The organism is Enterococcus malodoratus ATCC 43197 (assembly GCF_000407185.1).
Taxonomy (GTDB): Bacteria; Bacillota; Bacilli; order Lactobacillales; family Enterococcaceae; genus Enterococcus_A; species Enterococcus_A malodoratus.
In genome coordinates, this window is the sequence record NZ_KE136481.1 from 1,705,474 (window position 1) to 1,729,424 (window position 23,951).

Consider the following 23,951-nt stretch of genomic DNA (forward strand, 5'->3'; position numbering starts at 1 on the left):
AGTTGCTAATCCAATTCAACTTTTCCTGTATACAATTGATAATACATTCCATGCTCAGTCAATAAGCTCTCATGATCACCGCGCTCGATGATTCGACCGTGATCCATCACCATGATGACATCGGAATTTTGAATCGTCGATAACCGATGGGCGATAACAAAAACAGTTCGACCTTCCATCAGGCGATCCATTCCCGATTGGACAATTCCTTCTGTTCGAGTATCAATACTGGAAGTCGCTTCGTCCAAGATCATCACCGGTGGATCAGCGATCGCCGCACGGGCGATTGCCAGCAACTGCCGCTGCCCTTGAGACAGGCCTTCCCCATCGCCAGTAATCACAGTATCGTATTTATCTGGTAAATGCCGGATAAAGGTGTCCGCATTCGACAATTTCGCAGCTTGATAAACTTCTTCATCCGTTGCACTTAAGTTCCCGTAACGAATATTCTCTTTAACCGTCCCGGTAAATAAATGTGTATCTTGTAAAACAATTCCCAAAGAAGAGCGTAAAGAATTCTTTTTGATTTTCTTTACATTGACTCCGTCATAACGGATTTTTCCTTCTTGAATATCATAAAAGCGATTGATCAGATTAGTGATGGTCGTCTTACCAGCACCTGTTGCGCCGACAAAGGCAACTTTTTGACCCGGCTCCGCATATAGATTGATATCATGCAATACCAGCTGATCATCGTTGTAGCCAAAATTAACGTCTTCAAACCGGACATCGCCGGTTAATCGAACATAAGAAGTCGTCCCATCTTCGTGGGGATGTTTCCATGCCCAAATCCCAGTCCGTTCATTGGTCTCAATTAATTCACCGTTAACTTCTTTCACATTCACCAGCGTCACATAACCTTCGTCAACCTCCGATTCTTCATCTAATAATTGGAAAATTCGGTCGGCACCGGCTAAGGCCATGATAACAAAATTGATTTGCTGAGAAATTTGACTGATTGGACCATTCAATGATCGACTCAATTGCAGGAATGAAGCAATCATTCCGACTGTCAACGCGGAAACGCCGTAAACAGCGAATAACCCTCCGATAATTGCCACTAGAACGTATTGAATATTCAACAAATTCATCATGATCGGCATCAACGTGTTCGCCGTAGCATTGGCCTTCGTCGCACTTTCTTGCAGCTGGTCATTGATCACGTCAAATTCTTTCATTGCGGCTTTTTCGTGATTGAAGATCTTCACCACTTTTTGGCCGTGCATCATTTCTTCAATATATCCATTGACCTTCCCTAAGGAACGCTGCTGCTCGCCAAAATATCTGCCGCTGCGATTCGTTATAAAGCGCAGCATCACAAACATCAATGAAACGGAGACAATCACAAAACACGTCAAAGGAATGCTTAAAGAGAACATTGCGATGAATACAGAAACAAAGGTTACAAATGCCATCATCAAGTTTGGGATACTTTGCGAAATCATTTGACGTAGTGTGTCGGTATCATTCGTAAAGTGACTCATGATATCCCCGTCAGCATTCGAATCAAAATACCCTAAAGGCAAGGTTTCTAAATGCTCAAACATCTGATCGCGAATTTTCTTCTGCGTTCCCTCTGAAACCTTCACCATGATTAAGTTATATGAAAGTGTCCCAATAATCCCAACAACATAAATCATCGCCATCGTCAAAATCGCCTTCAGCAATCCCGTAAAATTTGGATTGCTTTGTCCGATCAGCGGTGTGACATAATCATCGATCACAACTTGTAAGAACAATGATCCTCGTATATTGGCAAAAGCACTAAGCAGGATCATGAAAAAGACAATTATCAATTGAACCTTGTGTTCCTTGGCCATAATTTTTAACAAGCGCTTGATCGTTTTTATTGGACTGGATTTGGTTGCAGGTCTTTTATTCATCATGATCACCAAATCCTTTCTGTTGTGAATCAAAGACTTCTTGATAAATCACATTAGTTGCCAAAAGGTCATCGTGAGTTCCGATACCATTGATTTTCCCGTCATCTAACACAATAATCCGGTCAGCGTCCTGAATAGAGCTGATTCGCTGAGAGATGATAAAGGTTGTCGTACCTGGAATTTCCTCCGTTAACCCTTCACGAATGGCCCGATCCGTTTTCGTATCTACTGCACTAGTGGAATCATCCAAAATCAAAATTTTTGGCTTTTTCAATAGCGCACGAGCAATCGTTAAACGTTGTTTCTGTCCACCAGAAACATTATTCCCACCTTCGGAAATCATCGTGTCGTATTTATTAGGAAACTCTTGAATGAAGGAATCTGCTTGCGCGATCGTCGCTGCATGAACGACTTCCTCTTCCGTTGCTTTATCATCACCCCACCGTAAGTTGTCCTTGATGGTGCCGCTGAATAAGACATTATTTTGCAAAACCATTCCGACTTGATCCCTTAACGTTTCCAGATCATAGCTGCGTACATCATGTCCGCCAACTTTAATCTCTCCGTGAGTGACATCATAAAGTCGAGGAATTAATTGGACCAGACTAGATTTTGAGCTTCCAGTTCCGCCGACAATCCCGATTACCTCACCAGAAGTAATCTTTAGATCAATGTTTTCTAGAACCAATTTATCCATGTCGTCTTTGTAACTGAAACAAACATTTTGAAATTCGACTGAGCCATCTGGCACTTCCGTTAATGGCGCGTCCCCATTTTTCAGATCACTTTCTTCATTAAGTACTTCCGTGATCCGTTCAGCAGATGTTCGCGCGATCATCAATTGAACAAAGGTCATAGACATCATCATCAAGCTCATTAAAATTTGCATCGTGTAATTGAACATACTGACCAATTCACCCGTCGTCAAACTGCCTTTATTTACGATCAATTCGGCACCCAACCACGAAAGCAGCAACATACAGGTATAGACCGCAATTTGCAAAAGGGGCATATTGAAGGCAACGATCCGCTGTGCTTTAGTAAAATTGTCAAAGACCATTTTAGATACACGACTGAATTTTTCTTCTTCATAATCTTCCCGAACATAAGATTTTACGACACGGATACCTTGAAGATTTTCGTGCACAACATTGTTCAACCGATCGTACGTCCGAAAAACTTTTTCAAACAAAGGATGAGCAAAGCGAATAATCAGACCAAGTCCTACGATCATAATCGGTACAATCACTAAATAGATCATCGATAACTCCCGATTAATATGAAAGGTCATTACTAAAGAAAAAATCAGAATCAAGGGGGAACGCACTAAAATTCGAATCGTCATTTGATAAGCATTTTGTACGTTCGTTACATCCGTCGTTAAACGAGTGATCAAACTTGAACTTGAAAATCGATCAATATTCGAAAAAGAAAAACTTTGAATCCGTTCAAACAGATTATGACGTAGATTTTTAGCAAAACCTGCCGAAGCGATCGCAGCTGTTCGCCCCCCTAACGTCCCCATCCCCAGCGCAAACAGGGCACACAAAAAGAGCAGTCCGCCATAGCGCAAGATCGTATTCGTATCACTTTTTTCGATCCCGTTGTCAATTAAACCCGCCATGATTAGCGGCATAATCACGTCCATCAAAACTTCTCCCATCGTAAATAGAGGAGTTTGCAAGCTCTGCTTCTTATATTCACCGACATTCGCCAGTAATTTTTTTAACATATAGTCACGTCCTTTCATTAACAATAGCTCCCTATAGTATAGAGAGTTTTGCTCAAAACTTCTAATAAATTCACCCTTTTTTCATAAAAAAGGAATTGCCCTGAATTCAGGACAATTCTTTATTCACAGTAAAAATAGGAAAATTTTGCTAAATCTGTCTACTGGCTATTTATGATTGACCATGTACGCCGTTCATCAAAATGACGCGCTTCATTCTGAGCCTGCTCCACTAGTTTCTCCGGATAATCCATCACTTTTAATAAAGCAATCGCATTCCGAGTAACTGCCGGACCCTGTTTTAACAGATAATCAAAAGTGATTCCCTGCTCCTCTGTCACCATCTCTTCAAAATGAACATTTTCGCATTGGTTTTTCAATATCTCAGTCAATTCAATATCATGAGTCGCTACAAAACTGAGACTCGGATATTTCGCTAACCAAGTCACTACACTAGACGAAGCCGCAATCCGTTCAATCGTATTCGTTCCCTTTAATATCTCATCGATAAAACAATAGCAGCGTTCCCCTTGCTCCACTTGATCCAATAGCCGTTTAATTGACTTGATCTCAGCCACAAAATAACTGTCGCCAGCAAAAATATCATCCTCAACCGCCATTGACGTCAGGACGTGCCCTGGCTGCATCGTAAATTCTTCTGCAATCGCTGTGTTGATTGTCTGAGACAGAATCGCACTGATCGCAATACTTTTAACATAAGTAGATTTTCCCGAAGCATTCGAACCAGTTACAAGCGTATTCTGCTGCCAATCAACAGGATTAACTACAGAATATTCAACCAGTGGATGATAAATAGCTTCGGCCTGAATTCCCCCAGTTGAAAAAAACGGCTGACAGCTTACAGGAAAATAGGTTCTAAAATTTAAGATCGCCGCAGCAACCTCCATTTCACCCAATACTTTCCACAAATTGATCGCTTCTTGGCTGTAATTGCTCAATCGAGTGATCACAAAATTATAGGCGATAAAAGGAATCATAAACGCCAGATTGAGATATTCGAAAATAATATCCGCCTCACTAGTACTTTTCACCCGGAAAGAAAAACCCCACTTCGCGATTGATTTCAATGGAACGACATTTTGGATGATTTCGGCTTGCCGCGGAGTAGCTATCTTACTCAAATTATTAGCAAGTGATACTGATTGAACCAAATAGCGCATACTCTCCAGCTCAGTCTCCAATTTCACTTTCTTTGTCATATAGAAAATGACATTGAATAGAATCGAACCAAGCATCAGCAAGATCCCTGACGGACCGATGATCAAACTAATCACCAAACTAATGAGCGGCAATGTTCCTAATAAAACAAACAGCCACAAATTTCCTAATTTTTCTTTCTTACCATTCGCGATATACTGCTTGGTAAAATTATTGTCTCTTTTCCCCAAACCGGCAAAATGATATTGGATTTTTTCTCTAACCTCAGGATTTTCCTGATAAAACTGAATCAATTCTTCCAGATCCGCCGCGTGATCAAAATTATAGTTTCGCAAACGCTGATACAACGCTTCAGAGCCAATACTGGAATACGTACCATTGATCAACTCAAAAATGGCTTGCATATCTAAATCGTACCAAGTTAAATCATCAACCTCACTATCCCAATCATGAAATTGTTTTTCAATCTGCCAAGCCGCTTTCAGGCTTTCCTCTTTATCGAGGCGAGTCTGATGCGGAATTTTTCCCCACTGGCTTCGAACAAATTGTCGTAATTTAATCTTAGAAAAAATATCTGCAGCAATGAAAAAAGCGAACGCTATCAAAATTATTCCGATTACTAAAACTCTTGGGCTCATTCTCTTCTCCTAGTCCTACTAATTATTCTTTTACTAACCGATTAAAAATTGCTATTAACAGTGTAACGAAATAATTAAGTAATTGAAACCAAGATCAAAAAAAAGAAGACCGTAAAAAGTCTTCTAACGAATATCTTTTACAAATGAACCGATTGATGAAAGGTCGCTCTCTGTTAAAAAATCATCGACGATTTTCAAATTACCAAAAGAATAATTTTTGATTGGATAATTTGCGATAACCAAATCATATTCCTTAAAACTCTCATCGCATTCAAATTCCAATGCTGAACCTCCGTATATCCCAGTCACTACTCGAAAATGGAATCGACTTTGGATCAGTTCTGCGAGCATTTCTGCGTGACTTTTCCCGGAATCACTCACTACCAATATTTTCACCTTTGTTGAATGAACATCCAATGAATGAGGCAGCCCTTCCCATTCTTTGAATAAGACCGTAAGAACGGAAAAGTAAAAAGAGCTGAACCACGGATCACCAGTTGTTCGCTCTATGCGTAACAGCAATTGATGAACAGACTTAGTGAAGTATGGATAGTGTGATTTCGCGTTGCGGGAAAAATACGCCGCTGAATCAAATAGGATCGATGGTGCATATGGATAAACTTGGTAAGACGCATGGATTCGTAGCAATTTCTGTAAAATATTTTTTCGTTGTTCTTCTACCAATGACAGGTCAAAAATACTCTCCAGTTCGCCAAGAAAATTATCTAAATATCCCAAGATCATTTGACAACTTGGTTCAAAGCGAGTAATAAAACACGTGCAAAATAAGCTGTTAGCAACCTCATAATACCAATACTCCGTCACGACATATTTTGAATCCTGAACTGTTCGGTCAGCCGCTGGACGTAAAGTTAAAATCTTTTCTATCAGCGCTGGATTTAAATCCAATTTTTCGTCGTCCGACAGAACAAATCCCTGCGAGGTACGTACGATAATAACAGTCAGCAAATAGCCGCTCTCCAAAATTTCACGATCATTATAGGAAATCTCGAAAGAATCATTGGCATGTTTGATAAAATCAATTATCCGGCCACGCTCTAAGTCGAAAGGCCATTCATTCAAACCATATTTCTCTAGAAACAATTGTACATAAAAGACACGCACCCAACGTTCCTTTTTAGCAGTGATACGAAAGGGCCTTCGCTCCAATACTAGCCCTTTTTCTTCCAAAACCTTATCAATTTGCTTAATCATCCGATAAAAAGTCGCCTCGCTGATGAACAGTTCATTGATCCAATAGTCCATATCTTCATTCGGCTGAAAAAAAATCCGCTCCAAAAAAATAAATGCCTCAGATTCCTCCATCAAATTTCGGGCCAATTGGCGCGTTCTATTATGGAGTGCATTATTCAGCCGCAAGCCATTCGTACGAGAAAACTCTACTCCAACGTGTTCACCCCAATAATCATTGATCGCCTCAACATCAGATAGGATCGTCTTCACCGAGCAATCTAATAGATCGGCAACCATTTCTGGATTTTGCCACCCGATTAAGTCCCGTAAAACACCAATGATGGCTAAACGTCGTTGTGTTGTATTTTTAAGTAATCTCCGCACAAAAGTACCCTCCTAACCCATTCGTCACTAATCTTCAATCTAGTTAATCATTTTTATTTTTTTAGATTATAACATTCTTTGGTCAGTATATCATAAAATAACTCTATAAAAGCGGAAAAATATTGATATTTATTTAACTAAAATTCACAAATAACAATCCGCTTTAACAATTACGTTATTTTTATTTTCAATTTTCTACTCATGTTTTATCATTTAATCAAAGTAGAAAAAGGGGTGTTTTCCTTGAAATCATCAAGAAGAAAGTCATTCATTTTTTTTGTTGTTATTGTATGTCTACTATTATTCTTTGGACCCATTATTTTTTCTTCTATCTCTGGCGCCCAGACACAAACTGAAAAAAAAGCGCAACAAGAGAACCTCGTTACCATCCACGGTGAAGACACTCTTACCATTACAACTACTGATTCATTCAGTCCAGAACAGTACTACAAAGCAGTTGATGATAAATTCCAACCAGTTCAAATGAAATACACGGACGTCCATGCTGATCAACCAGGACGATACGCTTTAACCTTAACTGCGAAAAAAAAGAAGGATTCCGTCATACGAACAGTTCTTATCATTGTGAAAGAAAAGAAGCCTCGTGAAAAAGAAAAAACTGAAAATAAAACACCTGCCTCTTCAACTTCAAAAGAGACTGCAGTAAAATCAACCAATAATTCAGTGACACCACCTCCGGCAAATCCGATTCCTCCAGTAGAAAATCCACCCGCCGCAGCAGAAGGTACCGTGGAAACAACGCCGCAGCAGGAGCCCGCTCAGGTTGCACAAGAGACTCCGCAAGTACCTCCAGAGGCCGCTAAACCCGCAGCTGAAGCGCCTGCTCCGCAACCCGCCACTCAACCAAATCAAATCATTTTTCTCGGTCATTCCTTACCTTACCAAAACGGTGGGCAAGGCAGCGGACAAGGCATCATCAATGGCGGCTCCCTCGCAGCGACCTGGGGCGGCAATCCGATTCAATCCGGCACCGACAATCAAAACACTCATTTTATCGGACATAATCCCGGGATCTTTTCACCCGTGTTGTCTCTCAATCCCAGCGATGCTATTACGGTCACTGACAGTGCAGGCAATCCAACAACTTATATCGTAAACGGTTTGGTCCAAGTCGACGATAGCGGTGTAAACATCGCCTCCGGTCAAGATAATTGGGATCAGATCACTTCTGCTGGCGGCGGCGAACGAATTACCTTACAAACTTGTATTGGTGATTCAGTTAATCTAATCGTTTACGCACAAGCATAATAAAAACAGGCTGACACGTTAAACACATCAGCCTGTTTTTTTCAATCTTTTTTCTAAAACGTAACGGACAACATGAGCAATGAGCATCGTTCCAAAAACAAGTGCAGTGACAATTTTGATACCCGTTGGGACATAACCTGAAGGTCCTGGTACACCAACCATCCCGCCAATCATCATCAAGCATAATCCACCTAAATTATAGGTAATCAGCAATAATTTATTGATCTTGTGAATCCTCTCCATGATCCTCCCCACTTTCTGAAATACGCATCCCTAAGAACGCGACTTTATCTCTAATATTTTGCGAATCGGCTAGATAGTCCCACAGACTAGGTTTACCTAGTCCTAACAAAGCATCCACACTTTTGCTATAAATTCGGCTAAGAATGATCAACTGATCATAATCCGGTGTACTTTTATTCAATTCCCACTTAGAAACAGTTTGAGGTGTAACATGTAAAAGTTCTGCAATTTGTTTTTGACTCATCTTTTTCCTTTGTCGAAAATATCTGAGCTGCTCGCCAATCTCAACCACTGTTTTCCCCTCATCTCATCAGTCTTTCTACAAATATATTATACAATGGGAAATGGCCGGTTTACTACAAAACATTGGTAGACAATTCGTTGAACACATGAAAAAAGGACGCAACGAATCGTTGCATCCTTGGTATAACAATAAATAAATTCAGCTTTATGTAAGATTCGGTGTGATTGCAGACATCGTTTCGATGCCAACGCTGATACGTAAAGCAGCATCAACCTCGGCCATCAGACAACGATCTAAGTGACAGACCTTTTCTTTCAAACGAGATTTATCGATTGTGCGAATCTGCTCTAATAAAATCACTGAATCCCGTTCGATTCCGGTACCATTTGATTTGATTCCAATATGTGTTGGTAATTTGGGCTTCGCCATTTTTGCCGTGATTGCTGCAATGATGATCGTTGGGCTAAAATGATTACCCAAATTATTTTGGATCACCAATACCGGACGGATTCCTCCCTGTTCAGAACCAATAACTGGCGATAAATCTGCAAAATAGATATCACCACGCTTAACCATAGTATTCTCCTTACTCCTTTTAATGTAGTCATTTTTCAAACGAAAAATGCCCCCGATGTTCTTGCCGTATATCATTCCTCTAAACTCTTATTACCTTATTCCTATTACTACCATACGTGTCTTGTCTCACCGGAGCATACTGCAAAAAGAGGAACTGACATCCTTACTCCTTTTTATGTAGCCATTTTTCAAACGAAAAATGCCCCCGTTGTTCTTACTGTATATCATTCCTCTAAACTCTTATTACCTTGTTCAAAAAATAAAAATATTTCTTGATTGCACTTACTCTTGATAAATCCTTGGAACACGTTCGGAAAGCATACAGCATACTTCATAATGAATCGTTCCTAAATGATCTGCCACATCTTGCATCGTAATCTCTTGACCATTGTTTTTACCGATCAGCGTGACTTTCGTTCCAACTTTAAAATCTCGCGGCAAGCGGATCATTAATTGATCCATGCAAACACGGCCGACAATTTCGCAGAATTCACCATCAACTAATAATGAAAAGCCTTGCATCTTTCGCAGCCAACCATCCGCATACCCAATCGGAATAGTACCAATCCATTCTTTTTTGGGTGTATCGTAAGTTTTTCCATACCCTACACCTTCACCTGAGGCTAATTCTTTGACTTGAATCAACTCGGATACTAATTCCATCGCTGGTTTCAATGGATAGGTTTCAGGCAGTTCATGACCCGACGGATTCAAACCATACATCCCGACACCGTAACGAATCATATTACCCGGCATTTCTTGGTCGTGCCACAAAGCGGTCGCACTATTACTTGAGTGCACGTAACGAGGTAAGTGATCCAATGCTGCAATCACCTCATTAAAACGTTCCGCTTGTTTGTGCCAATAAGAAGTATCTTTTTCATCTGCTGTAGCAAAATGAGTAAATAGACCTTCCCAAATCATATTGGGTGACGCCTCTATGATTTCTGCCGCTTCCTTCACTTCTTCTGGTGTTAGAAAACCAATCCGTCCCATACCGGTGTCTGCTTTAATATGGATTTTGATCGGAGCAGTCGTTTCCTCTAAGTCTTTTAATACTTCTTGTGACTCAATCAGCCATTCCTTTGTTGCCACGGTGATCGATAAATCATAATCAACAACTAGTGACAAATAACTTGGAAAAACGACACTCAACACTAATATTGGTTCCGTGATACCTGCTTCTCTTAACTCGATTGCCTCGTCTAATGTTGCTACACAAAAACCAGTAGCCCCAACAGATAAAGCCATTTGTGCGGTAGCTATCGCACCATGTCCGTACCCGTCTGCTTTGACTACAGCGAATAATTCAAACCCCTCTGGCAAACGGTCAATCTCATTTTTAATGTTCTCTCTCAATGCTTTCCTATGTATGATAGCTCTTGTAGGTCGATGATACGTTACAACCATAAACTCAGTGTCCTTCTTTCTATTCCTCTAGCAATACTTGCGCGATTGCTAGTTCCTCTGTGTGGGTCAAGCTGACAAAGACCTTGCCCTGATGAGGTGATTTTGTAAAGGCGGGTGCACCATTATCATCTCTTAAAATTTCTAAATCCTGAAAACTTACTTTTCCGATACCGGTCCCCCAAGCTTTAGAAAAAGCTTCTTTACATGCATACCGTCCTGCTAGAAATTCTACCTGACGATGCGAAGAATGGCTAGTAAAAAGGGTCTGCTCAGCCGGAGTTAATATTCGTTCTACGAAATGCGGCCGCCTTTCAATGATCTTCGCGACCCTTTCAAGCTCTGTCGCATCGATTCCGATTCCTTTGATCATGTTCTCAACCCTTTCAAGTAACATCTTTATTTTACCAAAGACTTAGTTAAATGCTATGACTTTTTTTAAGAATCCGTGTGAAATCATTCATATCAAGCAAAAAGCCATCAATCAAAAAGATTGATGGCTTTGAAAGTGATTAAAAATTAATCGTTTGAGTTCGTACGGATTACAAAGCCGCGTTTTTTATCGTTGCTGCGGTTTGTATTTTTATTGTTGCTGCGTTGTTTGTTTCCACCGTAATTTTTGTTTTTATTGCTGCTGCTGTTACGATCGCGATCTTTACGGTAATTATCTTTACCGCGTCCGCCGCCACGGTTATTACCGCCACCGCGTTTGCCGCCACCGCCGCCACGATTGAAGCCGCCTTTTTTATTTGAAGGCAATGGGCGTTCTGGTGTGATTTTTACCGGTACAGAGTCTGCAGGATCTTTAGCCGTTGTTTTCAATAACAATGCGACTAATTCTTCTGGAGAGTAAGCTGCCAGTAGTTCTTGCGCTGACTCACTGTATTTTTCTAAACTATCCGAATTTTCTTCCATTTGGCTTTGGATTTGTTCCATTGCCGCACCTAATTGGCCTTTGAAGGCTTCTTTTTCGGTTGGTGGACGCATTGGATTCATGCGTTTTTTCGTCAAGTTCTCGATCACATGTAAATAGCCCATTTCGTTTGGTGTAACGAAAGTTACTGACATACCGCCTTTACCAGCACGCCCTGTACGACCGATACGGTGAACATAGCTTTCTGGATCTTGTGGAATATCATAGTTATAAACATGAGTTACTCCTGAAATATCTAACCCGCGGGCAGCTACATCTGTCGCAACTAAGATATCAAGATCCCCACGTTTGAATGAACGTAATACACTCATCCGTTTTTGTTGTGATAAATCACCATGGATACCTTCAGCTTTGTAACCGCGAGCTTCTAATCCACGTGCTAATTCATCAACACGACGTTTGGTACGACCAAAAACGATTGCTAAATCTGGTGTTTGAACATCAAACAAACGAGTCATAACATCAAATTTTTCATAATCTTTTGCACGAACATAATATTGATCAATCAAATCAGCCGTCATTTCTTTGGCTTTGATTTTCACGTGTTCTGGTGCTTTCATGAACTTAACGCCGATTTTTTTAATTGCATCAGGCATTGTTGCTGAAAACAATAATGTTTGGCGTTGTTCAGGGACTTTACTGATGATTTTTTCAATATCTTCTAAGAAGCCCATATTTAGCATTTCATCTGCTTCATCTAAGACAAGCGTTTCAACGGTTTCTAATTTTAAGGTGTGGCGATTGATATGATCCAGCATCCGGCCAGGTGTTCCTACAACGATATGCGGACGATCTTTCAATCCACGAATTTGACGGCCAATATCTGCTCCGCCATAAACAGCTTGCACGCGAATTTTTTTATCGCGGCCTAAGCGAAATAGTTCTTCTTGTGTTTGGATTGCTAATTCACGCGTTGGCGCAATAACTAATCCTTGTAAAATACTTTTCGTTGAGTCGATCTTGTTTAACATCGGCAACCCAAAAGCGGCTGTTTTACCAGTCCCTGTTTGTGCTTGTCCAATCACGTCTTTTCCTTCTAAAGCTAATGGAATCGTTTGTGCTTGGATCGGTGTTGCTTCTTCAAAACCCGCGCGTTCTACCGCAATCAATAGTTCTGGTGATAAATTTAGTTCTTTGAATTTCAAATGATATCCTCCTAATGTCTGTTGACCTTATCATTTAGAGCGTATGGTTTGGTATCTGCGTTTAGTCTGCAACTGTCCCTATAGTTGCCGTCCTTGGCGATACTACCGAAAAACCGCTCCGCGAAGTCAGGCGGAAGGATCATCTCTCACAAAAAGTGGCTGAGACATTGTTCAACTGAAAAATGTCCCAACCGCTTCTCAAAAATAATTGGTAAGCCAACGAAACTCTCGTTAGCGAATCTTTAATTTATTGGATGACGCATTCAATCATTACTTCATTTCTCGGCAATGGCTTATTTTAGCACATGATTTCATTTTCTGCAAGTTTTCACTACGACTGCAATGCTTCAACAACTTCGGTCAAGCCCATACCGTTGCTGCCTTTTAAAACAATACTGTCATCTGCATGTAAACTGTTTTTGATTGTATCCACCATTTTCTGCTTATCATTTTTACTAAAATAATGAACTGCTAATGTCGGATAGCGATCCGCTAAAGCAACTTTCAAACCTTTCATTTCATCACCGTATAGAAAAATCTCATGAAAGTCTTGATCATTGATATGCTCTACCATACTAGTATGCAGCGAAAATGAATCTGCCCCTAACTCCAACATATCTGCCAAAACAGCCAATCGCCGTCCTTCTGTCGGTAACTTCGCAAAGGTATCTAGTACTAAGCCCATCGCTGTCGGATTGGCATTGTAAACATCGCTCAAGATATCTGCACCATTACTGGCTTTTAACCACTGCGTTCGATTTTGTGTCACCTGTACGTAAGCCAGGCCTTGGAAAATTTCATCATTCTCTAAACCAAACCAACGGCCAATCGCCATAGCAATCAAGGCATTTTGGACATTGTAACTGCCAGGTAATGGAATTTGATAGCCATTATCATCAACAGAAAAGACGGTTGCACCTTTATCCTCATTTAGGATCGTAGCAGATAACTCTCCCTTTTGAATCCCAACCGTTTCTACCGTTTGCGACAATGAATGTGTCCGTTCTTCCAATAACGGCTCATCCGCAGGGATAACCAACAAGCCATTAGTCGCAAGCCCGGTTGTTATCTCCATCTTTGCATCCGCAATTTTTTCCCGTGATCCTAAGTTTTCAATATGGGCTTCGCCAACAATCGTAATTGCCGCAACATCGGGTTCAGCCAATTCAGATAAAATACTGATTTCACCAGCATGATCCATGCCCATTTCCAGAATCAACTTTTCTGTTCCTTCTGGCATATGTAAAATTGTATAAGGCAGACCGATATCATTGTTATAGTTGCCTTGGGTTTTATAGGTCCGAAACTTTTGGCTAAGGACGGATTCAGTCATATCCTTTGTTGTCGTTTTACCATTTGAGCCTGTAATCGCAATAACATCTGGATTTTCTTCTAGCAGATAATAGCTTGCTAACGCTTGAAAAGCTAATAATGTATCCTTCACCAGAACCACGGCGATTCCCTCAGGCGCTTTTTCTGCCTCTTGACTCCATAATGTCGCGGTCGCGCCATTTTCAATTGCTTTTGCTACAAACTCATGGCCATCATTTGTTCCCTGCAATGGAACAAACAAATCGCCAGCCTTGATTTTTCGTGAATCGAATTCGACACCAGTAACGGTCACCTCATTTTCCGTCAATACTTCACCTTGAACGGCCCTGCTGATGATTGTCGTTGTAAAATTCATGGTGTTCCTCCCAAATTTTTGTTTCTGACTACAAGAAAGACTTCGCAAACTGGCCGGTGCGGCAATAAACTTTTTTTAAAGCATTAATTAAATCCCTATACAGGAAGCAACTATGCTTTAGCCAAGTCTACTAACACTTGATGGACTACTTCTTAAAAGAAGCCAGTTTGGTGAGTCGGACAATAATACTTCTAATACAAATACTGCTTTGAAAAAATTTATATCTCCACACATTTAAAAGGAACTTGAAACATCATCCAAACGGAATCCTGTCTCAAGTCCTGTTTGTGATTAAACAGTTGCCTAATTATTCAAAGGCGGCTTGTTGTTCATAACGTTTCGTACCTAATTGGATCAATTCTTCGATCAAATCACCGTACTTCAAGCCCATATTCTCCCATAACAATGGATACATACTGAATTCAGTAAATCCCGGCATCGTATTCAATTCATTCAAAAATAACTCATTCTTATTCGTTAAGAAAAAGTCGCAACGGCTAAGTCCTGATCCGCCTAACATTGTGTAGGCTAATTTCGCATAATCCCGTGCTTTTTGCATTACCTCTTCAGGAATTTCAGCGGGAATTGCCATTTGAATCGTATTATCAATGTATTTCGCATTGTAATCGTAAAAAGCAACTTCTTTCACGACTTCACCAGGTAACGTTGTACGCACATCATCGTTTCCTAAAACAGCAACTTCAATCTCACGAGCATCAATTCCTTGTTCGACTAAAGCACGAGAATCATAACGATAAGCTTCTTGTAACGCATTTTGTAATTCCTCACGATTTTCTGCTCGTGAAATACCAACACTTGAACCCATGTTAGCTGGTTTAATAAACATTGGATACAATAAAGTACCCTCACATTTATCAAAGATTTGCTTAGGATTTTCTTTCCATTGGTTTTTCAAAACGGGCACATAAGGAACTTGTGGAATTCCGGCGGCTTGTAAGATATATTTCGTCATGATCTTATCCATCGCACAGGCACTCGTTACAACTCCTGCTCCCACATAAGGCATATCCAATGTCTCTAAGAAGCCTTGAATCGTTCCATCTTCACCGTTTGGTCCATGCAAGACTGGGAAAACGATCGCATTGTCTTCTTTGATATCCCCGGGTGCAATCACCTTGCCGCTAAAGCCTTCGACTTCATGACCAGTTGGGTCCCACGTCAAGCGCAACGTTTCATCTGTTTCTGGCGCCTCCGTTAACAAGGGGCCTTTGACCCATTGACCGGTTTTATCAATATAGATAAGTTGTACTTGATAGTAGTCAAAATAAACCGCAGAAATAACTGAAAAGGCCGACAAAATTGCTACATCATGCTCTGGACTTTTCCCACCATAAAGTAAAATAATTTTCAACTGAGTATCCTCCATTACTTTCTGATCCCTAACATTTTAGCACAAAAATCAAAATCCCCAAAAAGAAATTTTACAAGTATTACAAAGCTTATCATTTAGATTACAGCAATGACTGTTGAATCAAGCTTTCCAGAACACTCCTAAAATGTTCCCGATCTTCATTTGTAAAAGGTTTAGGGCCTTTTGTGCGTTGTTTTGCTTGTCGCATCTTACTACCGATAAAACGTTGTGTCAATAAAGCATCGATATTCATCTGCGTATATTCCAATCCCGACTGGTGTAACACATGAGCGGCCTTAGCCAACGTCAAAGAAGCCAATCCATAGTCTTGCGTAATCAAAAAATCATCCGGCTGAATAACAGAAACAATTTTGAAATCTGCCGAATCCGCACCGCGATCAACATAAATAAATTCCACAAAATCAGGGTATTCTTTTTTTGAATAATGATCGATACTAGTTACGATGACTACCGGCAGCCCATATTTCTCGGCAACCGCAATCGTGGTATCTTTTACTGGCGAACCATCGCCATCAATGATCAAACGCATGTTTTCCAATCCTTCCAATCAGCCCAATACTAACCAGCAAAATGATGATTGAGGCAAATTTTACTATGTCCATTGTTGCAAGGATATCTGTCGTATGCAAGCTGCGCAGCAAAAAAATATCCTTGTCAGGCAAATCCTTTATCTGTAATGCAATCAGCATTAAGAACATCAAAATAAACTGATGCGTAATACTCCCTTTATTGGAAGTCGAATATTTTGCCGTAATCCGCTGCTGCTTATCAATACTTTCTGTTTGATAATACAAACGATTCAACCACGAACTTGTCCCTTTCTGAAAAAACGTTAAAACAAAAATAGCTAATGGGAACAAAACGCGCACACTCAACAATAATAATCCCACTGTTAAGCCAATCAGCTGAACCATCAAATCATTTTTAAACGATCTCCGAACTTTTCCAGCCAAAACTAGAGAACCAATGACACCTAAAAGATACGGTAAAAATAAATACAGCCCTTGAGATGCTGCTCCTTTGTATACAGCAACATAAAACGCGCCAAAAAGAAAAATAAAATTACCTAGCATTCCATTGAGAAAGGTCAGAGCATTTTGCCAGAGCGGCAGCTTCCATCGGTCTTTTACTTGATGCACAATCACTACAGCAAACATAAAAATACCTGAGAATAAAATAATCGCCCCGTTTAACATGGATTCATCAAATAATAAACGTCCGCTGCGCAATAAGAACAGCGCAATAAAAAATAGAATAAACCACGTTAGCTCAGAAAAAGAAAAGACATGTTTTGTTAATTCCTTAAAATCCATTTCATAATGAGGATAATGCTTCACGGTATGATACGCACACACAAAATAAAGTGTGACTATACTCGGTACAATCACCGCTTGTAAAGGCAAAGCGATCATCGTTCCAAAAAACAATGGTAACAGAACAATCAGCGCGACTAAATAGCGACGGCTGCTCATAGATTGGAACCCTTTCGATTTTTCAAAAAGATTGACACTCGTATTGGCCGGAGGCAGCCAAGCCGCACTCACCCCTAAAAACAGACTGCCAAACAAATAGAAGGTAAAATTTAGTGTCCCCATTAACGTCAGGAATGAACCGATTCCTCCGACTAAAAGTGCGACCATTAACAAAGTATACTGATCGATCGAACGATACAGTCCGCGAATCAAGAAAATCCCAGTCACTCTAAACGTATAGAATAGAACAAAAGGCAAGACTGTTACGGACATCCGCGGATCAATCAAATGCATAAATAATAAATAGGGAATGACAATCATTGTATTTGATAATACGAATGGAGTTGTCTGAGTAAATTGTCGTAAAAAATTTTTAATTGCTTCCATAAAAAATATCCTTCCACTAATAAGAGATCAACGTTAATGCTTTGCGAAACTCTTCGATTAAGTGCTCCTCTTTGTATGCGGCAAATTCTGCTTGATGCTTATTCAACACACTGCGCATCTTCATCGGAATAAAATTTTCCGCCAGTTGATTATCTAACACAAAATCTCGCGTGATTCCCCATTCATAATAATAGCCTAAGGGCCGACAACTATAGATCGTGTCATGAATCCTTTGATCTTCAAATCGTCGATGCGTGTGTCCAAACACAACCTGCTGAACATTCGGATACTGATCCAATAGCTTTCCCAGCTCCTGTGAACCTAAAAAAGCATTCAGTTTATTCCAAATTTGATACTTACCGCTTAGATGAACAATAAATTCTTCTTTAGGCACGAAATGTGTTACCAGAATAACTTGATAGTTTTTTCGTGCCAAATCATCCAAAACAATGCGTAATTGTCGTAAAATTTCTCGATCCACCGTTTGATCGTCCGAAAAACGTTCAATAATTCGATCAAACCAATAGATGTTTTTAATCGAGCGGATTTGCTGCGAGTCATCTAATTCAGAAAAACCATAATCATACCATCCATTAAATCCTAATAATACTGTTTGTTGATTCAATGGCAGATAACGCAAGTTTAGAAAATGGCTGTCAGGATAATGTTCAATCATCTGTTCCCCTTTGACATTGCCCATTTCGTGATTTCCTAAATTAAAAGTAGTCGGTATTCCACGTTGACGGAAAAATTGATTGACTGACAATGTCTGATCGATCTTATTTGCAGTATCCCCAGCAAAATGCAGACGTGTCACCTCATGTTCACGCAATAATGTGAAAAGCTTAGTTAATTCTATCTCACCTAAGTGATTAATATCTGCGTGCAGATCCGTGATCACAGCTAGTTTTCCCATCTCACCGCCTCCTTCCCGTCTACTTTACACAACTCATCGTAATAATGCGAGTCAAATGCTGATAGTCTTACAAGGAAATTTCACGTCTGTGCTATACTTAATTTATAGATATTATTGAAGGAGGGGTTCTTGATGGTCACTTATCAAAATCTACAAACCGATTTATTGCAAGCGCTTGATCTGCACATTGATATTTTAAAAGAGGTTGATGACATTGAAACCGAAGAGTTACCCGGCTTTTTATTTATGATGCGAAGTTTGGGATTCATGCTTGATCGCGCAGCATTAGTTTTGGCTAGTAACAATGACGAGGAAATGTACTATATGATGTTTCAATACTACAGCCTTTTGAAAGAACTAAAATTTAATCTGGCGATGAACTTTCCTCATACTCAGATTCAAGGCGATCCATTGATTGATATGGTCAATCACTTTCCAAACAATTACGAAAAAGAAATGAAAGCCTGGTGGGAAGAAAAAACCGGTCTGACAGTGGAAGAAACGAAGCAAACAATCGAATTAAATGATTAGACAATCCAGCTTCTTTTTACTCGTCCTGCATGTTCCACAAAATCAATTTAATAAAAACGAATAAAAATTTTAGTCCTGCTAATACACAAACCATTCAATTTTTGGGAGGTGATCAAATGCGCATCGCTGTTTTTTGTGGTGCCCACCATGGGTCTGACCCTGCTTATCAAGCTGCCGCAAAAAATTTAGGCCATTGGATTGCCGAAAATAATTACGAGCTTGTCTACGGCGGAAGTAAACTCGGTCTGATGGGTGTGGTCGCTGATAGTGTTCTGAACGAAGGTGGAACAGTGATTGGGATCATGCCAGATTTTTTACACGATCTCGAACGTGTCCACACGCATCTGACAAAGATGATCACCGTAGCTGATTTGGATGAACGCAAAAAAGCCATGATACAATACGCGGATGTCTGCATTGCTCTACCTGGCGGAGTCGGTACTCTAGAGGAAATAAGTGAGGCTTATTCATGGGCGCGTGTCGGACAAAATAATAGTCCCTGTATTTTATTTAACGTCAAAAACTATTATCAACTGTTACAAGAATTCTTTGATCAGATGGTCGAACAAGATTTTTTATCAAAAGAAGATCGTCAGTTAGTTTTGTTTTCTGAGTCTCTATCTGAAATGGATACATTTATTCACGATTATTACAAAAAATAGACGCCGCTGAACCATTCAGCGGCGTCTTATTTTTAGATGTCCATTTCAGGATACAAAAAGCGCAGTACATCCATTGTTAAGCGATGACTCTTGCCGACATATGGATAGATATGCATGTGCATCATCGGATTGAAGTTCGCTTCGATGATTCCATAGTCCTCCTGTGTTTCATACGGTTTTTCTTTGTCTGGAATAATCAAATCAATACCGCTGATGCTAGCACCTAATACTTCCACAGCATCGATCGCCAATTGTTTGTAGCTTTCGTGGATTTCATCAGTCACATCAATTGAATCTCCACCGGTTGATACATTTGAATTTTCTCGCAAGAAAACTTGCTGCTCTTTCTCAGGTACACTATCGATTCGCAGTCCTTGTTCCTTCAACATTAACTGTTCCAAATCCCCTAATTGGATTTTTTCCAGTGGTGAACGGTGATTGGTTCCACGTAAAGGATTTGCATTTTTTTCGGCAACTAACTCCTCGATTGTTCGTTTACCATCACCGATAACATTTGCCGGAATTCGCAGTAAAACAGCCTTCACTTGATGATCGATCACAAAGAAACGATATTCAGTTCCTGGCATAAACTCTTCGATAATCACTTCAGCATCTTCATCAAAAGCGATCGCTAGCCCCGCATTGAAATCGATCATGGAAGTCTCACCTTTAAAGATCGTAATTCCTAAACCATAGTTCGTCGATTTTGGTTTGATAACAAAAGCCTTTTGAGCAAATCGCGGATAAGCTTTTTTAGCGGCCTCCATCGAACCAAATGTTTCGCCCTCTGGCACACGAAAACCGGCTCTTGCCAACACAATTTTAGTGACCGTTTTATTTGCCATCAATAATGGTGCAATGTACGTATCTTTACTGGTCATATTGCCATTTTTTACTAATTCTTGATGATCGGCATGTTCCAGCTTGACGAATTGATCCTGTCGATCCAGCACTTCTGTCTCAATTCCCTTTTGAATCGCATCGAACAAGAGATTTTGTGTAGACAATTCCATTTCTTGGAAACCTGCTAATTGGTAAGGATGTGCCCAAGCTTGATCATAAAACTTACGGCCCAATTCGGTGGCCACTGCAGCTTGTCCTTCGGTTTCATCTAGAACAAGTATTCTCGCTGCTAAAGTTTTTTCTGGTTGATCAAGCCATGCCTGATATCGCTCTAACAATTCGCCGCCAGCTAGTTCCAATTCATCAACCATTTGCAGCATTTCGCTAAAAATAGCTTGTCCTTCAGCTACATAAGCTGTAGTTTTTGCTGGGTGTTCTAGTGAGACTGCATCGCTAATCTGATTTCCTTCAGCTACCCATTCATCAGCTGGTAATTTTTCATCCGTCCATAATAAATAAAGCATGAATAAATGAATAAACTCGATTGTGTCCGCATCAATACCCACACGATCAAAAGGATTCAAATCAATATTTCGTAATTCAACGTAACGAATCCCTGTATGAAAAAGATCTGCGACTTTTTTCCCGCCCCGCATGCGGACCGGTGCGTAAAATTCTTTTTCTTCTGATAATCGACCCTGAGATACATTTTCTGCCAAGTCTTCACTATAACGGGACAATGTTTCGTAAGAGACTTGCACATCCGGCTTATTCACATAACCATAGTGACTGGTACGGATACTTCTCACCGGCTCTTTTGGTCGATCCTCTTCATCAAAATAGCGTGCTTCACTCAAAGGACTCGCACCAAATAAGTAGGTCAGCAACCAACGATAACGTAAAAAGTTGCGTGCGATTTTCATGTATAGACGTGTCTTAAAGTTCTCCATTGAGGCTTCTTCAGTTTGTGCTAAAAACAATTGTTTTACTAGATCCAAACCATATTCAAAGTTGAAATGGATACCGCTTACCATTTGTTTTCGTTTGCCATATTCCCGCGCCAAGTAACGACGATATAAGACATCTGCATGACGCTCCAATTTTGCTATTTGGATGTCTTCCTCTTTTTCTGGTAAGACAGGCGGCATAGAAAAAGGCCACATCATCTCATTTTTCGGCATACTTCGTTGCGCGACATCGTGGATTGCCTCTAAATAAGCCAATACTTCATCCACGGATTCAGTAACTGGCGTGATCAGTTCTAATTGTGTTTCTGAAAAATCTGTTTGGATATAAGGATGGAAACTTCGATTACCGACCGGTGCTGGATGATCCGTATGTACTAACTCACCTTCCAGTGTTACCCGTTGGCTTTCTTTTTCAATCCCATAACGTGCTTGCAGCAAAAAAGGCTTAACCTTTTCTTGTGCCATCATTTTTTTAGTATTCATTTGTTCATTGCCCTCCCATGCTACATTATATAGAAGAATATCCAGAAACAGAACGGAAATGCTTGAAAAAAGAGATAGTATTCAAGATGAAAATATGATTAAATAATAATAACAATACAATTAATCAAAGGCGGTTGTCAGATACCTGTTTTATAAGAATGGAGGCCTCGTATATGCACAAAGAAAATCAATCGATGATAAATGATACCGATCATTTATGTCAAAAAACAGATTCTAAAGAAGTCGTGATGTTACGTCCACATCGTCAACACCAATTTCATTGCGACGAGGTCCATCGCATAATGGATCTCAACACGCGGCAAAATAATGTTAGTTTGCATGTGCCGCCCTTTTTTCAAGATATGCAAAAGAACTGTTGAGAAAATCTCAACAGTTCTATTTTATTCTTCCTTCAATAATCCTTTAAATAGACCAACCGCAAAATCATTCGCTTCAAATGCTTCTAAGTCGTTTATTCCTTCACCCAATCCGACTAATTTCACCGGAAGATGCAGTTCATTCCGAATCGCTAAAACGATACCGCCTTTGGCCGTACCATCCAATTTAGTCAAAACCAACCCAGTTACGTCAGTCGTTTCCTTAAATTGACGCGCCTGTACTAAAGCATTTTGCCCTGTCGTTGCATCAACGACTAGCAGAACTTCATGAGGTGCCGTTGGAAATTCCCGCTGAATTACCCGTTTGATTTTCTCCAACTCATTCATTAAGTTAACTTTGTTTTGCAAACGTCCTGCTGTATCAATCAACAAAATGTCATAGTTCTCTTTTTTCGCTTTATCCACCGCATCAAAGACTACCGCCGCTGGATCTCCCCCAGCATTTCCGCGGACCACCTCCACGCCAGAGCGTTTCCCCCAGACAGCTAGCTGATCGATCGCACCGGCACGGAAAGTATCGGCGGCGGCTAATAAAACCTTCTTGCCTTCATTTCTATATTGATTCGCCAATTTTCCGATGCTGGTGGTTTTACCTGTCCCATTCACACCAACAAACAAAATCACGCTCAATCCGTCATCTTGCAGGTTGATCTTATTATTTTCATCGACACCTTCTGCTTCATAAATGTCTACTAGTTTTTCAATAATGACATTTTGAATCTGAGAAGGTTTCTTGGCATTTTTCAACTTGACTTCTTGCCGGAGAGAATCTGTTAACTTAATCGCCGTATCAAAGCCAACATCCGCGCCAATCAGAGTTTCCTCTAATTCTTCAAAAAAGTCTTCATCAACACGGCGAAAACGTGCAAACAATTCGTTCATTCGATCGCCAAAAGATTTGCGCGTTTTTTCTAACCCTTTATCGTATTTCTCTTGAACCGTCTCTGCTTTCGTTTGGGCGGTTTCTGCTGGTTCAGTGCTTTCTGACTCCGGCTTAATTTCCGAAATCTCTTCCACTTCTGTTATTACCGGTTCTTCAATAACTTGCTCTTGGTCATCCGGTATTTCTTCACTAGTTTCAGTCAAGTCATTTAGCTCTTCACTGGTTTTTGATTCAGGGCTTTCAGGTTCAGAGGTAAAGACTTCTTGTGGCGGAATATCCATTGTCTCAGCAGTTTGTTCAAACGACTCTTCAATCGTCTCTTCGCTCTTCTCAGCTGTTTCAGTCGCTGAATCTTCACTATCTGTTGTTTTATCAGCTTCCGTAGGATCTATGATATCAGAAGATTCTTCCTCTTCAACAACAGTCTCTTGCTTTTCAGGTTCTTCAGCTTGTTCCCCAGTAAAAGCCTTTTTTATGCGGTCAAATAATCCCATTTAAAATCC

General features: G+C 40.3%; 20 protein-coding genes. 3 read left to right on the forward strand and 17 right to left on the reverse strand.

The window, feature by feature from the left end:
- Window positions 1-5 precede the first annotated feature (5 nt).
- The 4 genes from I585_RS08315 to I585_RS08330 all read right to left on the reverse strand — a co-directional run bounded on the left by I585_RS08315 (window position 6) and on the right by I585_RS08330 (window position 7,007).
- Window positions 6-1,886: an ABC transporter ATP-binding protein gene (locus I585_RS08315; RefSeq protein WP_010742821.1), complete on the reverse strand. Its 1,881-nt coding sequence runs from the start codon at window positions 1,884-1,886 to the stop codon at window positions 6-8.
- On the reverse strand, window positions 1,876-3,615 hold the full coding sequence (locus tag I585_RS08320) for an ABC transporter ATP-binding protein (RefSeq protein ID WP_034708716.1): 1,740 nt from the start codon (window positions 3,613-3,615) through the stop codon (window positions 1,876-1,878). The genes I585_RS08315 and I585_RS08320 overlap by 11 nt, the downstream gene beginning before the upstream one ends.
- Window positions 3,616-3,773: 158 nt before the next feature.
- Window positions 3,774-5,429, reverse strand: a complete 1,656-nt coding sequence (locus I585_RS08325) for a MutS-related protein (RefSeq protein ID WP_010742819.1) — start codon at window positions 5,427-5,429, stop codon at window positions 3,774-3,776.
- A 123-nt stretch (window positions 5,430-5,552) separates the two neighbouring features.
- Entirely contained in the window at window positions 5,553-7,007 is a 1,455-nt protein-coding gene (locus I585_RS08330) for an AcpB/EbpR/MafR family transcriptional regulator (protein ID WP_010742818.1), read from the reverse strand.
- A 483-nt stretch (window positions 7,008-7,490) separates the two neighbouring features.
- Between I585_RS08330 and I585_RS08335 the strand changes: the two genes are divergently transcribed.
- Complete coding sequence (locus tag I585_RS08335; RefSeq protein WP_244265978.1) at window positions 7,491-8,276, forward strand: sortase domain-containing protein; 786 nt, start codon at window positions 7,491-7,493, stop codon at window positions 8,274-8,276.
- A gap of 27 nt (window positions 8,277-8,303) precedes the next feature.
- Here the strand turns inward: I585_RS08335 and I585_RS08340 are convergent, their stop codons facing one another.
- The 11 genes from I585_RS08340 to I585_RS08390 form a co-directional block, all read right to left on the reverse strand.
- Entirely contained in the window at window positions 8,304-8,519 is a 216-nt protein-coding gene (locus tag I585_RS08340) for a hypothetical protein (protein WP_034708529.1), read from the reverse strand.
- The gene (locus tag I585_RS08345; protein WP_010742815.1) at window positions 8,494-8,811 is read right to left on the reverse strand and encodes a helix-turn-helix domain-containing protein; all 318 of its coding nucleotides are present in this window, start codon (window positions 8,809-8,811) and stop codon (window positions 8,494-8,496) included. The genes I585_RS08340 and I585_RS08345 overlap by 26 nt, the downstream gene beginning before the upstream one ends.
- A gap of 156 nt (window positions 8,812-8,967) precedes the next feature.
- On the reverse strand, window positions 8,968-9,339 hold the full coding sequence (locus tag I585_RS08350; protein WP_010742814.1) for a type II toxin-antitoxin system PemK/MazF family toxin: 372 nt from the start codon (window positions 9,337-9,339) through the stop codon (window positions 8,968-8,970).
- Window positions 9,340-9,621: 282 nt separating this feature from the next.
- Window positions 9,622-10,749 carry an alanine racemase gene (gene alr / locus I585_RS08355; RefSeq protein ID WP_010742813.1) on the reverse strand — a complete coding sequence of 376 codons (1,128 nt, stop codon included), beginning with the start codon at window positions 10,747-10,749 and terminating at the stop codon, window positions 9,622-9,624.
- Between the two features lie 19 nt (window positions 10,750-10,768).
- On the reverse strand, window positions 10,769-11,119 hold the full coding sequence (acpS, locus tag I585_RS08360; protein WP_010742812.1) for a holo-ACP synthase: 351 nt from the start codon (window positions 11,117-11,119) through the stop codon (window positions 10,769-10,771).
- A 146-nt stretch (window positions 11,120-11,265) separates the two neighbouring features.
- A complete protein-coding gene (cshA, locus tag I585_RS08365; protein WP_010742811.1) occupies window positions 11,266-12,825 on the reverse strand; it encodes a degradosome RNA helicase CshA in 1,560 nt (519 codons plus the stop codon).
- Between the two features lie 331 nt (window positions 12,826-13,156).
- Window positions 13,157-14,512 carry a UDP-N-acetylmuramoyl-tripeptide--D-alanyl-D-alanine ligase gene (locus tag I585_RS08370; RefSeq protein WP_010742810.1) on the reverse strand — a complete coding sequence of 452 codons (1,356 nt, stop codon included), beginning with the start codon at window positions 14,510-14,512 and terminating at the stop codon, window positions 13,157-13,159.
- A 307-nt stretch (window positions 14,513-14,819) separates the two neighbouring features.
- Window positions 14,820-15,884: a D-alanine--D-alanine ligase gene (locus tag I585_RS08375; RefSeq protein ID WP_010742809.1), complete on the reverse strand. Its 1,065-nt coding sequence runs from the start codon at window positions 15,882-15,884 to the stop codon at window positions 14,820-14,822.
- Window positions 15,885-15,984: 100 nt separating this feature from the next.
- Entirely contained in the window at window positions 15,985-16,434 is a 450-nt protein-coding gene (locus I585_RS08380) for a YaiI/YqxD family protein (protein ID WP_010742808.1), read from the reverse strand.
- On the reverse strand, window positions 16,418-17,764 hold the full coding sequence (locus tag I585_RS08385) for a hypothetical protein (RefSeq protein WP_010742807.1): 1,347 nt from the start codon (window positions 17,762-17,764) through the stop codon (window positions 16,418-16,420). Before I585_RS08385 ends, I585_RS08380 begins: the two co-directional genes overlap by 17 nt.
- 16 nt (window positions 17,765-17,780) lie before the next feature.
- Window positions 17,781-18,680 (reverse strand): metallophosphoesterase, encoded by a 900-nt coding sequence (locus tag I585_RS08390; protein ID WP_010742806.1) that lies wholly within the window; start codon window positions 18,678-18,680, stop codon window positions 17,781-17,783.
- A 132-nt stretch (window positions 18,681-18,812) separates the two neighbouring features.
- Here I585_RS08390 and I585_RS08395 point away from each other — a divergent pair, with 132 nt between their 5' ends.
- Window positions 18,813-19,211, forward strand: a complete 399-nt coding sequence (locus tag I585_RS08395) for a hypothetical protein (RefSeq protein WP_010742805.1) — start codon at window positions 18,813-18,815, stop codon at window positions 19,209-19,211.
- Window positions 19,212-19,327: 116 nt separating this feature from the next.
- Window positions 19,328-19,873 carry an LOG family protein gene (locus I585_RS08400; RefSeq protein WP_010742804.1) on the forward strand — a complete coding sequence of 182 codons (546 nt, stop codon included), beginning with the start codon at window positions 19,328-19,330 and terminating at the stop codon, window positions 19,871-19,873.
- A 32-nt stretch (window positions 19,874-19,905) separates the two neighbouring features.
- Here I585_RS08400 and gshAB read toward each other — a convergent pair whose 3' ends face one another.
- Together gshAB and ftsY are read right to left on the reverse strand one after the other, a co-directional pair.
- Window positions 19,906-22,167: a bifunctional glutamate--cysteine ligase GshA/glutathione synthetase GshB gene (gene gshAB, locus I585_RS08405; RefSeq protein WP_010742803.1), complete on the reverse strand. Its 2,262-nt coding sequence runs from the start codon at window positions 22,165-22,167 to the stop codon at window positions 19,906-19,908.
- A gap of 401 nt (window positions 22,168-22,568) precedes the next feature.
- Window positions 22,569-23,942, reverse strand: a complete 1,374-nt coding sequence (ftsY, locus tag I585_RS08415) for a signal recognition particle-docking protein FtsY (protein ID WP_010742801.1) — start codon at window positions 23,940-23,942, stop codon at window positions 22,569-22,571.
- Window positions 23,943-23,951: the final 9 nt, after the last annotated feature.

What these genes read in the sequence shown, in the direction of transcription:
- I585_RS08315 (WP_010742821.1), bottom strand. Translation starts at nt 1,886, where the DNA reads ATGATGAATAAAAGACCTGCAACCAAATCCAGTCCAATAAAAACGATC.
- I585_RS08320 (WP_034708716.1), bottom strand. Translation starts at nt 3,615, where the DNA reads ATGTTAAAAAAATTACTGGCGAATGTCGGTGAATATAAGAAGCAGAGC.
- I585_RS08325 (WP_010742819.1), bottom strand. Translation starts at nt 5,429, where the DNA reads ATGAGCCCAAGAGTTTTAGTAATCGGAATAATTTTGATAGCGTTCGCT.
- I585_RS08335 (WP_244265978.1), top strand. Translation starts at nt 7,491, where the DNA reads ATGAAATACACGGACGTCCATGCTGATCAACCAGGACGATACGCTTTA.
- I585_RS08340 (WP_034708529.1), bottom strand. Translation starts at nt 8,519, where the DNA reads ATGGAGAGGATTCACAAGATCAATAAATTATTGCTGATTACCTATAAT.
- I585_RS08350 (WP_010742814.1), bottom strand. Translation starts at nt 9,339, where the DNA reads ATGGTTAAGCGTGGTGATATCTATTTTGCAGATTTATCGCCAGTTATT.
- alr (WP_010742813.1), bottom strand. Translation starts at nt 10,749, where the DNA reads ATGGTTGTAACGTATCATCGACCTACAAGAGCTATCATACATAGGAAA.
- acpS (WP_010742812.1), bottom strand. Translation starts at nt 11,119, where the DNA reads ATGATCAAAGGAATCGGAATCGATGCGACAGAGCTTGAAAGGGTCGCG.
- I585_RS08370 (WP_010742810.1), bottom strand. Translation starts at nt 14,512, where the DNA reads ATGAATTTTACAACGACAATCATCAGCAGGGCCGTTCAAGGTGAAGTA.
- I585_RS08380 (WP_010742808.1), bottom strand. Translation starts at nt 16,434, where the DNA reads ATGCGTTTGATCATTGATGGCGATGGTTCGCCAGTAAAAGATACCACG.
- I585_RS08385 (WP_010742807.1), bottom strand. Translation starts at nt 17,764, where the DNA reads ATGGAAGCAATTAAAAATTTTTTACGACAATTTACTCAGACAACTCCA.
- I585_RS08390 (WP_010742806.1), bottom strand. Translation starts at nt 18,680, where the DNA reads ATGGGAAAACTAGCTGTGATCACGGATCTGCACGCAGATATTAATCAC.
- I585_RS08395 (WP_010742805.1), top strand. Translation starts at nt 18,813, where the DNA reads ATGGTCACTTATCAAAATCTACAAACCGATTTATTGCAAGCGCTTGAT.
- I585_RS08400 (WP_010742804.1), top strand. Translation starts at nt 19,328, where the DNA reads ATGCGCATCGCTGTTTTTTGTGGTGCCCACCATGGGTCTGACCCTGCT.
- gshAB (WP_010742803.1), bottom strand. Translation starts at nt 22,167, where the DNA reads ATGAATACTAAAAAAATGATGGCACAAGAAAAGGTTAAGCCTTTTTTG.
- ftsY (WP_010742801.1), bottom strand. Translation starts at nt 23,942, where the DNA reads ATGGGATTATTTGACCGCATAAAAAAGGCTTTTACTGGGGAACAAGCT.